A 12,868-nucleotide genomic window follows, 5' to 3' on the forward strand; every position below is an offset into this window, starting at 1 on the left:
TGCAGGAGGGGGGAGATGAAAAGCACGCGTGTAACAACAGTACGCTGTTAGCGGTACGCGTGTACTCATTCTAGCTCACCCAAGACGCACCGGGTTGAACCGCAGAACAGGTCGCTCAGCAGAGCGGGCCGCTGCGGCAAGAACGCTGTTACTCCACGGCCGAGTCGGCCCATTGGTGTGGTCGCCCGAGCAGTTCTTCGAGGTCTTTGAAAAACTCAGGATAGGTCTTCACAGTGCACGATGGATCCAAAATCTGAACACCTTCGGCCGACAAGCCCGCCAACGCCAGACTCATCGCCATGCGGTGATCGTGATAGGTTTCCAGAGTTGCCGGCTGGACACCGTTTGCAGGTGGCGTGATCGTCATCCCGTCTTCGTGTTCTTCGACCGTTGCACCCAGTTTTCGCAGTTCACAAGCGAGGTCGCCAATGCGGTCCGTCTCTTTGAAACGGTTATGGGCAACGCCGCGAACGCGAGTGGGACCATCGGCGAACAAGGCGACGATCGATAAGGTTTGAACGGTGTCACTGATGTGATTCATGTCGACATCCACACCACGGCTGGCTCGGCCTGAAATCGTCATCGAGTCATCGTCGTGGGTGAAGGTGCAGCCCATCTGCTCGAGCACGTTGCAAAACCCAACGTCGCCTTGCATCGCATCTGGCGTCAAGCCTTTCACAGTGACCTCGCCACCGGTGATTGCGGCGGCGGCCCAGAAGTAACTTGCGGCCGAAGCATCTGGCTCGATCGCATAGTCGACGCCTTGGTAACCGTTTTGGCGAACGACGACATTCACCGTGCTTTCGCCATTGTCTTGAATGTCTTCGATGTCAACGACCGCGCCAAAGGAACGCATTGTTTCGGCGGTCATGTCGACATAGGGACGTGAAACCAATTCGCCGGTGACACGGATCGTGACTGAATCAATCGCATCGCCAATCGCGATCGGCGCGGCCATCATCAAGCCACTGAGGTATTGGCTGCTGACGTTTCCGGCGACGGTGATCAGTGCGTCATTCCAGCCGTTTGATTCAATCATCACCGGAGGGCATCCGCCATCGGATTCACACCGGATTGCACCGTTTTGGACCTCAGTGAGTGCGTCGACCAAATCAGCGATCGGGCGTTCATGCATGCGAGGGACACCTGACAAGCGATACATGCCGCCGGCCGCTGACAATGCCGCGGTCAGAAAGCGTACGCTGGTACCGCTGTTGGCGATAAAAAGTTCAACCGTTTCACGCGGCGCGAATCTCTGGCTGCCATCGACATGCAATGTGTCCCCGTCGACTTCGATTTTGACACCGCACTTTTGCAAGCTGTCGATCATCACGGCCGTGTCCTCGCTGCGCAGACAACCGGTCAGCTTCGATGACCCTTTAGCCATCGCCGCACAGATCAACGCGCGATTGGTCAAGCTTTTGCTCCCCGGAGGACGGATGCTGCCGCGGACCGGCCCCCCAGGAATCACGGTGACACTGGCCGGCGGATCGACGGAGGTGGGGGATGACATGAAACTAGGCAAACAGAGGAAAATGAAGCACCGAATGGGGCGACCGAATCTGGACGAGCGAACATCGCAAGCCGTCCTGCATCGTTGGCATCAGTATCGCCGTCACCTATAGGTTCGATCAATCCCGCTAGATTGCCACTGAGGGCGGGCTATCGAATAGAACGTTCATGAAAGCAGCGGGTTCGATGGCGGGACAGCCGGTAAAGCTGGAAATACCCGATCGTCCTGTTCGGCATCCGTTTTCGTCTCGCAAAGGCCGATCGCGGTGCCGACGGCGTGATTGGGGTTGCTATCGCGAAGTTCAAAGCCCTAGATCACAGGCATGAACAGACTCGTACCGGTCCGCAAGGGGTTGATCGCCCCCATCCTCACCTGTTTTGTATTCGGGATGTGCGGCTGCGCGGTGAAAACAAAGCCCGCCGGGCGTTTCACCGCAGAACCACCGCCCAAGTTTTCCGAAGGCGGCAACGTCCCCGCTCCGAATGAGTGGTGGATCACGTTCGAAGACGACGGACTGAATCAACAAGTCGAGCAGATGTTTAGCGGCAGCTTCACGCTTGCCGCTGCGATTCAGAGGATTAATGCGTCGCGTGCACTCGCCCGGAGACAAGCATCGGACCTGCTGCCGGATGTCAATATAGTCGCTTCGGGATCACATACCTTCGGCCCAGGGCCGGATACGAAATCCTATGTGTGGGGGCTCGACTCAAGTTATCCCGTGGATTTGTGGGGCCGTATCGAGTCGTATGTTCAGGCTGCGCAGCTTCGTGCATCGGCGACGCAAGCGGATTACCAAGCGATCGCGCTAGCACTGACCGCAGATGTGGCAGGAACTTGGTTTTCGTTGATCGAAGCGCACGCTCAATTGGCACTGTTAGAAAACCAAATCGAAACCAACCAAATGGGTTTGATGCGGCAAGAAGCGAGCTTCGGATTGGGGCAGGTCCGATTGCCGGACGTTTTACGGCAACGTCAACTTGTCGAATCCACCCTGGAGCAATCGGTGGTCGTTAAATCTCGCATCGAAGTGCTTGAGCACCAGATGGCGATTTTGCTTGGGCAACTGCCACAGCAGGCGACTTATGCCACAGGACGAAAGTTACCGGAATTGCCGCCGATGCCAGCGACCGGGTTGCCGGCCGAGTTGCTGAAGCGGCGTCCAGACGTACGTCGCGATTACCTTGCCTTTATGGCTGCAGACAGAGATCTCGCATCAGCGATTTCGGACCAGTTTCCGCGGCTGAACCTGACCGGATCATTGCTCAATTCGGCTCGCCGATCGGAAGACCTGTTTCGCGACTGGTTCGTTTCGATCGGTGCACAGCTGGTGGGGCCGTTGTTTGACGGTGGCCAACGCCGCGCCGAAATCGCTCGCACCGGTGCGGTCGTGCGGCAGCGTTTCAACGAATACGGCGATACGATGCTGAATGCATTTCGTGAAGTCGAAGACAGCTTGGCGCAAGAAAAATACCAAATCGAACGACTCAAACACCTCAGGGCACAATCCAAATTCGCGGATCAGGCCGCGGAGCTTCTGTTGGAGCAATACTACATTGGCGACGCGGATTACTTGGACGTACTGAGTGCGATCACCGCCGAGCAAAGATTGCAGCGCGAAACTTTGACCGCGCAACTAGAATTACTTCTGATCCGGGTCTCGTTGTACTTGGCACTCGCTGGCGGGTTCGATTCCCAACCAACGGTGACGGTCGAAATCGAGGATTTGCCGCAGGGCGAAAGCCTGAACGTCGTTCCCGCCTTGGACGCGGCCGAACTACTGGCACCGGATCAGGAACCACAACCGGGCCCGCCGGACAATTCCGGCGACTTCGAACAACTTCTCAAGACGGTGGAGCGTCTTCCCGAGATTGATCTAGATGAATGACGAACCAAAAAAACGACTGATTTGGCGAGCGCTTCGCGTGTTGGGAAATCTAGTCGCTTGTGTCGCGATCCTGGGAGCTTCAGTCGCGGCGATCATCGTGATCAATCGCACCGAACCGACGGCAGAAAAAATCACTGCCACACGAAAGTCGTCGGCTTTGGTCGAAACCATCGTGGTCCACCGCGGCAGCTATGCCCCGAAATTGGTTGTGCTTGGCAAAGTCCAGCCCGCACAAAGTATCTCGCTCAGCCCGCGCGTTCGCGGCCAAGTCGTCGAACTGTCGTCGGAGTTCGTTCCCGGCGGAATGGTTCAACAAGGCGAGTTGCTGCTGCGAATCGACCCGGCGGATTTCGAGAACGCATTGGCGATCAGCGAAAGCGAACTCGCCCAGGCTCAGGCGTCCCTGGACATCGAACAAGGCCGCCAAAGCTTGGCCAAGAAAGAACTGGAAATGCTGGAAGGGACGATCAACGACACGAACCGAGCCTTGGTTTTACGTGAGCCGCAGATCGCATCGATTCGCGCCGAAGTCAGTGCCGCCGAAGGCGCGATCGAGCGTGCAAAGCTGGACCTCGAGAGAACGAAAATCATCGCCCCTTTCGATGCACAAATCCTGAGCCGTTCCGTGAACGTCGGATCGCAAGTCGCAACGGGCGATGACCTGGGACAACTCGTTGGAGTCGACGAATACTGGATCATTGCGACCGTGCCTGTACGCAGCCTGCGCTGGGTTGACTTCCCGGACAAAGCCGGTGAAGGCGGTTCATCGGTGCGGCTGCGCAATCCAGATTCTTGGCCCGCAGGAGTCGAACGAGAAGGCAAAGTCGCTCGCATGATCGGTTCACTGGACCAGCAAACTCGTTTAGCACGCGTACTCGTCACCATCCCCGATCCACTCGGCCTAGACTCGGACGAGCCGCCGTTGATTTTGGAAACTTTGATTGAAACAGAAATCGAAGGCAAACCGATCGACGATGTCTTTCGATTGCCAAGAAAGTTGGTGCGTGATTCCGACACCGTTTGGGTGATGAAGGACGACAAACTTGAAATCCGTGATGCCGAGATCGTGTTTCAAGACGCCGAATACGCATACGTTTCGAGCGGCCTGGATGACGGCGATGAAATTGTGATGACAACATTGGCGACAGTTGCCGATGGTGTCGGTTTGCGTCGAATCAGTGACGAAGACGACGGCGCAGCAGATACGCCAGGAAAGCCCCAAGGCGGCGGGGCGGCGGAGTGATGCAGGACTCACCCGACCAGGAGCTGGCAAAGGATCCAGCGACGCAAACAGTCGAATCAAAGCCTGTTTCGATCAGCGACCCGATTGCCTGGATGGCGCATAACTCGATCGCCGCCAACTTGCTGATGTTCATTCTGCTCGGTGGCGGAATTTGGTCGGCGTTTGCGATCCAAAAAGAAGTCTTCCCCCAGTTCCAGCTCGACATTGTCGAAGTCACGGTAGGCTATCCCGGGGCGTCACCCGCAGAGGTCGAGCAAGGTATCTTGCGTCCGATCGAAGGTGCAATTCGCGCTGTCGAAGGCATTCGAGAAATCACCAGTGAGGCTCGCGAAGGACGCGGCCAAGTGATGATTGAATTGGTCGCAGGCCAGGAGCGCATGAAGGCGTTTCAGGATATCGATCAGGCGGTCAATCGCATTCGTACGTTCCCCGATCAGATCGAGCAGCCCGAAGTGCGGCTGCAATCCGAGCAGCGTGAAGCGTTGCAAATCTCGCTGTACGGGCCGATCGATGTCTGGGCTCTACGCCAGTTAGCCGAACAGCTTCGCGATCAATTGCAAGCTCACGAACAGATCACGCAGGTCGAATTGCGCCGTGTGCCAGCCTATGTGACACATATCGAAATCCCGCGTCAGCGGCTGCGTGAATACGGGCTGACGCTCTCTGATGTCGCAGAGACAATTCGAACGAGCAGCCAAGACGTGCCAGCCGGTTCAGTGCAGACGAATGCGGGTGAAATCCTGTTGCGAGTGAAGGCACGCAAACAATGGGCCGACGAATTTGCGGCGATGGAGATTGTCAGCGGGCGCGATGGGCCAGCGGTCACGCTGGATCAGATCGCGACCATCCGCGATGGTTTCGAAGAGGTCGGCTTCCATTCACAGTTCAGCCAAACGCCATCGGTCGAGCTGGATATCTATCGCACCGGGTCGCAATCACCAAGCGATGTTGCAAATGCGGTTGCCGAAACGATGGCTGGGTTTGAAAGCGTCCTGCCACCCGGCGTGAAATGGCGTGTCGACCGCAATAATGCCGAAGAGTTTCGCCGGCGGCTCAACCTGGTGATCGAAAACGCGATCATGGCCGTGGTCATTGTGCTGTTGATCTTGGCCCTGTTCCTCGAGTTTCGCCTCGCGTTCTGGGTGATGATGGGAATGGCCGTTTCCTTCATCGGCGGCTTGTTGTTACTGCCGGTTGCCGATGTCAGTGTGAACATGATTTCGCTGTTCGGTTTCTTAGTCGTGCTTGGCATCGTCGTCGATGACGCCGTGGTGGTGGGAGAGAACGTCTACGAGAAACGCCTGGAAACCGGTAACGACGAATTGGCCGCGATCGAGGGCACGCGTGAAGTCGCCGGCCCAGTGGTATTCAGCATTCTGACGAACATCGTCGCGTTCGTGCCGCTAATGTTTATCCCTGGCGAGACGGGCAAGTTCTGGGGACCGCTGCCCGTCGTGGTGATCTTGGTCCTGACTTTGTCACTACTTGAATCACTGTTCATCTTGCCCGCCCACTTGGCGCATGCCCGCAAGGCCGGTCGTCGTGGCGGGATCGGCGGCATTCTGCATTCGGCACAGCAAGCGTTCAGCCGCGGGTTCAATCGCTTGATCGAAATCGCGTTTCAGCCGGTGTTGTTGCTGTGCTTGCGATTTCGATACGTCACCGCCAGCATCGCCCTGGCGTTGTTTTTGGTGGTGACCGGATACGCGACGAGCGCGCACATGGGCATGATTTTGATGCCCGAAGTTTCCGCCGACGAAATCGAAGCCGGGGTGCGAATGCCGGTCGGAACGACGCAGGCTCAAGCGGCGGAAATCGCTGACGCGGTGACCAAGGCGAGCTTGAAGATGTTTGAAGAGCACAATCTTTACGAAGTCGCCGAGGGAATCAAAACCAACGTCCGCGGTCAGAGCTTTATCGATGTCGAAATCGTGATGAAGCCGCCGGACCAGCGAGACATGACGGCGAAAGAAGTGATCGACTTGTGGCGTGATTCGATCGGCGATTTGCCCGGTGTCAACCAAGTCACCTTTGAAGCCGAAAGCGGCCCCGGCGGTTATCGCCGCGCGATCAGCATCGACCTTAGCCACAGCGATATCGGGGTGCTCGAAAAGGCATCGCAGATGCTGGTTGAGCGATGCGAAGGGTTTGCCAATGTTCGCGACGTCAGCGATAGCTACAACAAGGGGAAGGTCCAATACGATTTTCGTTTGCGTCCCGAAGGCCGCGCTCTCGGTTTAACCGACGAAGAATTGGGCGAACAATTGCGCGGGGCGTTTTTCGGATCGCTGGCGCTGCGGCTGCTGCGTGGCACCAACGAGAACGAAGTCCGCGTCAAGCTTCCCGAGGACGAGCGCGAAGACATCTACAGTCTCGAAGACTTGGTGATCCGTGCACCGTCGGGTGTGGAAGTTCCGTTACTGGACGTGGCTGATGTGGAGGAAACGCTGGCCTTTCGTTCGATCGAACGACGCGACGGTCGACGGGTGATCAATGTGTCGATGGATGTTGAGCCCAAACGTGCGGTGACGCAAGTGATCCAGGCGTTGCGAACCGAAGTTCTGCCGGAGATGCGCGAGAGCTATCCAGGAATCACATGGAGCTTCGAAGGCAGTGACGCGGAAATGCGCCAAGCGACGTCTTCGTTATGGGGATCGTTTGGGTTGGCACTGGCGGTGATCTATTCGTTATTGGCGATCGCCTTTCGCGGCTATGTCCAACCATTGGTCGTGCTGGTCGCGATTCCGTTCGGCGTTGTCGGCGCGGTGCTTGGCCATATCGTCCTCGGCTACGACATTTCGCTGGTCAGCCTGATGGGCGTGATCGCGTTGTCTGGTGTCGTGATCAACGATTCGTTGATCATGATTGACTACGCAAACCGACGACGAAAATTCTGTTCGGCGTATGAGGCCATTTCACAGGCTGGCGTTCGTCGTTTTCGTCCGATCTTGTTGACGACGCTGACAACGTTCGGCGGATTGGTACCGCTGATTTTTGAAGACTCGCTTCAAGCTCAGTACATCATTCCGATGGCTATTTCGCTCGGATTCGGAATTCTGTTTTCGACAGCGATCATCTTGGTGTTGGTGCCTTGCCTGTATTTGATCTTGGAAGACATCCAGATGATCTTTCGTCGCGAGCAGTCCTGATCAATAGGCGGCGACTTCTTGGTCGCTTCGTCCGGGGATGATAAACACGCCCAGAACCATCGCGGCGAGGGTCACCATGTGGATCAGCCAAGCATCATGAAGCCCGGCGACGGTGCGTAGCGTGATCAAGCTCATCACGACCAAGGTTGCGATAAAGCGTTTTTCTGCACGGACCAGCTCTTCGCCAATTGAGAGTTTGGTGGAAAGCAGGACCCACAATCCGATCAGTGGCATGACCAGTGATTCGAAGACGTTAATTAGTTCAAGTGGGCCTAGCATGACGATCCATCATCAGCAAAAAGGGGAGAAGACATCCGTGATCCGGAGCTTCCCAGGATCCGCTCACTGTGCGATAGATTGACTTGAGCGAATCTCGGAAAGTTCCCAGAAAAACCTGCGGCGTGCTCAGTCGGATCTCGAATCCAGGCTAGCGTGCTCGGTTTGAACACGCATGAGGATCCGTCAGCGGATCCGTCAGCCAACGCCGACGCAGATAACACACTTAGGATGCATCCCGCGTGCCGACCGATGCAAGCAATGCTGAAAGCACGGCGAATCGGTCAGCACGTAAGGCAGATACGCCTAGGCGCGAAGCATGATGCCAACGGCTTCGAGGTACCGCTGAACGGTGTCCTGGTCGACGTCCCGCCAGCCTGAGGATTTGTGACGCAAGATGGCGAGCTTGATCGACTCGATCGCATCCGACATATCGTCTGGCAATTCAGGCAGTCCCATGAACGGTTGCACGGGATCGAGCGGTTGCGTGGACGCTTCGCCTTCCTCTTTCACCGCGGTCTCGCCGCCAGGTGCGGGTGGTGCTTGCCCGGCCATCGTTTGCAGCTCTTCTTCCTCGCCGAAATCGGGGCCTTCGAAAGTCGGGCCGGCGGCGGTGGGTGAGCCTTCGTTGTCATACTCGCGACTTTTGCCGCCTTCTTCCTTTTCACCTTGGACGGCGGATTCGGTGACATCCTCATCCAGGTCAACTTCGACCACTTGGCTAGCCGTGGGGCGATTGCTTTCGACAGCACCTTCGGCTTTCCAGCGACTCTCACGCATCGCCGAAATGCTCCACTTCTCCTTCGTAGCTCCCTCCAGCCAGAGAGGGGCGTCTTCCCAGTCGAGAGCTGCGAGGAAGTGGCTCCAATAAAGTCCTTCGTAGCTCTGATAAGAGTCATTGAAGCGTTCATAGACACGACGCAGGCGACCGACGTGGGGTGAGGTCACACCACCAACACGTTTTGACCAAGCTTCGTCGCTGTACTGTGTCGCATCTACTCCAGAGGCGATCAACTTCGCTCGCCACTCGCTGATGATCTTGCCTTTTTCCCAGTTGGTCGTGCTGATCAACTTATTCCACATTCCGACAAAGGGCTCGGCCAGTTCGCTGGCTCGCTCGATGTCTTCGGCGGTGACGGCTTGGGGGTCGTTTTCGGTGGGCTGGGCGGCGTTTTCGGCGTTCTCCCAGGCGGCTTTGGCTTCGTCCAGGTCACCGTCCTCGATGGCCTCGGCGGGGGAATCGGCGGGCTCTTCAACCAGCTCGGCAGAGTTTTCTGTAAGCTCGACAGGCTCTTCGGTGAGCCCGACGGGGGCGTCCGTGTCGAACGGGGCTTCATCAGCCGTTTGAACTGCGACTTCGTCAACCGGTTGCATGGAGTGCACGTCGCTGCTTGCTGCGGCGTCGTTTGAAACTTGTGCGTTGATGTCTTGGTCAGCCGGGATGGCGTTTCCGTTGAATTCTTCCTGATCCATCGTGGCGGCGAGTTCCTTGGGGAAAAAAAGAAGAAACGATGAACTTCGATATAGGTCACGTACGCTATCCGATCAAACGTGAAACTGGAAATGCTCTTCTGCTTACGAAGCATCGAGACCGCGATTTTCCAATCCGCAGGCAGCAGCTAGGCAAAGTTTGCGATGTGGAAACTCTGTCGATCTTTTGACTCTCATTTGGTGTCTAGGTGTTGATCCGGTTATCTTGTTGGTTGCCCAGGATCGTTGTCCCACCACGTTTGTCGTTCAGACCAATCATGACGCTTGTCATCCCTCCGATTGGCCTTTGACAAACCTCCAGCCCTCCAGACTGTGCGTTGACGCCTTCTATGATTTCAATCAGGCCACTGCTGCGCGTGTCGGTACCACCGTTGTGCGAGCTTCTTGCTGTTTGTTTGTGTCCGGTGTTTTGCATTGGTCTCCTGTCGGCACCATTGGCGATTGCTGCCGAACCGGACGCAGCTTTGACGCCTGAGCAGGAAGCTTTCTTTGAATCGAAAGTGCGTCCCTTATTGGTCGCCCACTGCTATGACTGTCACTCCGCCGAAGCCGGCGAAAGCTCCGGTGACTTGCGGCTGGACAGTGCCACGTGGTCTCGCAAAGGCGGCGCAACTGGGCCGGCGGTGGTCCCGGGGAATATCGATGCCAGTTTGCTAATGGTTGCGGTGCGCTATGACAACGCCGAACTGCAGATGCCTCCGGAAGGTAAGCTGGAAGCCGCCGAGATCGAAACGCTTCGCCAATGGATCGAACAAGGCGCGCCCGATCCACGCACTGACTCCGGTGATGATGTGGAGTCAATGTCGCCGATGGACATCGACCCCAGTTCTCATTGGGCATACGTCGCACCCAAACGAGCGCAGTCACCTGAGTTGCCGCATCCGGAAGACCGCGACGTGATCGATTCACTCGCCCGTGAGCTTGCTTCACAGGCCGAGTTGACCGTCGGCGAACCGGTCAGCGATGCGCAGTTGATCCGCCGATTGTACTACGACTTGGTTGGCATTCCGCCGACGGCCGAACAAGTCAATCGCTATGTCGAGTCCGATGACGAAACCAAACGCGAGCGTTTGATCGAAAGCTTATTGGCGGCTCCCGATTTCGGCGAGCGTTTTGCGAGGTACTGGATGGATGTTGCCCGCTACGCGGACACGATCGGTTACACCTTGGCGGGAAAAGAACGCCGCTTGAAAGGCAGCGAACGCTACCGAGATTGGCTTGTCCAGGCCTATGGTTCAGACATGCCATTCGACGAAATGGTGCGTTTGCAATTGGCAGCGGATCGCTTTGATCCCAACAACGAAGCTGGCAATTTAGACGCGTTGGGTTTTATCACCATCGGACGACGATACCTCAATGGCTTCGACACCATCGACGATCGTATCGATGTTGTCTCCCGCGGTTTACTTGGTATGACCGTCGCTTGTGCGCGTTGCCATGATCACAAGTTCGATCCGATTCCGGCATCAGATTACTACTCGCTGCTAGGGATCATCGAGAGCAGCGAAACAAAAGAGGATGGTCCCAGTCCCTTGATGATGGTCGATAAAAGTGACCCGCACGATAGCCAGATTTTCATCCGAGGCCAGCCGGGCAATCGAGGAGAGGTCGCACCACGGCAATATCTGACCGCGCTCCGCAGTGACGACGACCAGCCATTCCGTGACGGCAGCGGGCGGCTGGAACTTGCCGAGCGATTGGCAGATCCGAACAATCCGCTTGTCGCTCGCGTGTTTGTCAATCGGATCTGGATGAAGCTGATCGGTCGCCCATTTGTGGATTCAACCAGCGACTTCGGCGTCCGCACCGCTGCGCCGCCTTCTGTTGAGATTTTGGATGAGTTGGCGTCAGAGTTCGTGACACACTTCAGCGTCAAACGATTGGTACGTCGGATTGTCAACTCGAGGGTCTATGCACAATCGGCGGTCGTGACCAATGCGAAAACGATCGAGATTGACCCTGACAATCGTTACCTCGCACGCGGTAACCGCCGCCGCAGAGACTTCGAATCATTGCGTGATTCCATGACTTGGGTCAGTGGGCAGCTCGATCGCCAACTAGGCGGCGAACCGGTCGAGATTCACAAAACCAATCCGATTTCGCGGCGGACGCTTTATGCGATGATCGATCGTCAAAACCTGCCTTCACTGTTCCGTACCTTCGACGTCGCATCTCCAGACAGTCACGCGCCCAAGCGGTTTCAAACCACCGTGCCGCAGCAAGCGTTGTTCTTGATGAACCATCCACAAGTCGGTGTGTTGTCGCATCGTTTGGGCGAACAGATTTCACAGTCAACCATCGATCCCCTCGAGCAAGTTGGCCACGCCTTTCGACGCATCTATTCGCGTGAACCGTCCACCGTCGAGGCGCAGGCCGCGGTGGCATTCTTAGCGCGGCCGGTGGTCGAACTTGAACCCGAGTTTGATTCCAGACTGGCATGGCGATACGGTACTGCCCTGATAAACAAAGATGGCAGTTTTGAACCTTTTGAAGCACTGAACCGATTCGTCGGTGCGACTTGGCAAGATGCCGAAACGCTTCCATCGAGTAGCGAATTGGCTTATGCGTCACTTGGGAAAGACAACGGCCATCCGGGCCGACGTCATGCGGTTGTCAAACGATGGATCGCACCGGCAAACGGGACGGTTTCCATTCGTGGAATGATCCGTCACCCCAATGATCAAGGTGACGGAGTCGAGTTGTCGATTTGGATTGGCGATCAACTCCTGCGACGGATTGTTCAACACGACGGCGAGCAATCCTTCGACGATTTACAGGGGACGGTTGCTGCGGGGCAAGCTGTGGATTTTATGATCGCTCCACGGTCTTCGGATAGCTTTGACAGTTTCAATTTCAATAGCCACATCGAACTGATCGGCGACAACAACCAGACCTTCGTCGCCGATTCGTCTGGTGACTTCTCGGGGCCGCTGACCGCAGAATCGGTCGAGCCACTTGACCGGTTGGGACAACTGATTCAAGCGTTGATGATTTCCAACGAATTCGCGTTCGTTGATTGAGAAAACGTGCCTTCAGAAGAAAGATCTCAACGCGCGGCGGAGCCGCAAGGAACGGGCAATGAGTTCGCTGCTGCGAAACTGAGACTTCGCCACTGGTCGTTTTTCGATCAACTCACTTGCATGATGGAAGTTAAGCGTCCAAAAAATCCTTAGTAGAAGGGGTGCAATCAACGGCATCGGTAACCAATGCAGAAGAATTGAACGTGATAATGGCGACTGAGCAACGGTTGATGGGAGTAGTGGGGATTCAATCCATTTTCTTCCCGATACAATTCGTGACGTTTCTTGAAA

At 56.3% G+C, this 12,868-nt stretch carries 7 protein-coding genes; 4 read left to right on the forward strand and 3 right to left on the reverse strand.

What is annotated here, in order from left to right; translation table 11 throughout:
- Positions 1 to 148: 148 nt before the first annotated feature.
- Positions 149 to 1,513, reverse strand: coding sequence for a 3-phosphoshikimate 1-carboxyvinyltransferase (aroA, locus tag CGZ80_RS12240; protein ID WP_094414733.1), 1,365 nt, complete (start codon positions 1,511 to 1,513; stop codon positions 149 to 151).
- Between the two features lie 322 nt (positions 1,514 to 1,835).
- On the opposite strand from aroA, the gene CGZ80_RS12245 reads away from it, so the two are divergent.
- Genes CGZ80_RS12245 through CGZ80_RS12255 form a run of 3 tightly spaced genes read left to right on the forward strand, consistent with a single transcriptional unit; the run spans position 1,836 to position 7,790 of the window.
- Positions 1,836 to 3,398, forward strand: a complete 1,563-nt coding sequence (locus tag CGZ80_RS12245; RefSeq protein WP_094414735.1) for a TolC family protein — start codon at positions 1,836 to 1,838, stop codon at positions 3,396 to 3,398.
- Entirely contained in the window at positions 3,391 to 4,641 is a 1,251-nt protein-coding gene (locus tag CGZ80_RS12250; RefSeq protein WP_094414737.1) for an efflux RND transporter periplasmic adaptor subunit, read from the forward strand. The genes CGZ80_RS12245 and CGZ80_RS12250 overlap by 8 nt, the downstream gene beginning before the upstream one ends.
- Positions 4,641 to 7,790 (forward strand): efflux RND transporter permease subunit, encoded by a 3,150-nt coding sequence (locus tag CGZ80_RS12255; RefSeq protein ID WP_094414739.1) that lies wholly within the window; start codon positions 4,641 to 4,643, stop codon positions 7,788 to 7,790. The genes CGZ80_RS12250 and CGZ80_RS12255 overlap by 1 nt, the downstream gene beginning before the upstream one ends.
- On the opposite strand, the gene CGZ80_RS12260 is transcribed toward CGZ80_RS12255, so the two are convergent.
- Together CGZ80_RS12260 and CGZ80_RS12265 are read right to left on the reverse strand one after the other, a co-directional pair.
- On the reverse strand, positions 7,791 to 8,069 hold the full coding sequence (locus CGZ80_RS12260; protein ID WP_094414741.1) for a hypothetical protein: 279 nt from the start codon (positions 8,067 to 8,069) through the stop codon (positions 7,791 to 7,793).
- Between the two features lie 303 nt (positions 8,070 to 8,372).
- Positions 8,373 to 9,539 (reverse strand): hypothetical protein, encoded by a 1,167-nt coding sequence (locus tag CGZ80_RS12265; RefSeq protein WP_094414743.1) that lies wholly within the window; start codon positions 9,537 to 9,539, stop codon positions 8,373 to 8,375.
- 422 nt (positions 9,540 to 9,961) lie between these two features.
- On the opposite strand from CGZ80_RS12265, the gene CGZ80_RS12270 reads away from it, so the two are divergent.
- Positions 9,962 to 12,577: a PSD1 and planctomycete cytochrome C domain-containing protein gene (locus CGZ80_RS12270; RefSeq protein ID WP_233148384.1), complete on the forward strand. Its 2,616-nt coding sequence runs from the start codon at positions 9,962 to 9,964 to the stop codon at positions 12,575 to 12,577.
- Positions 12,578 to 12,868: the final 291 nt, after the last annotated feature.

Source organism: Rhodopirellula sp. MGV, from assembly GCF_002251265.1.
Classification (GTDB): domain Bacteria; phylum Planctomycetota; class Planctomycetia; order Pirellulales; family Pirellulaceae; genus Stieleria; species Stieleria baltica_A.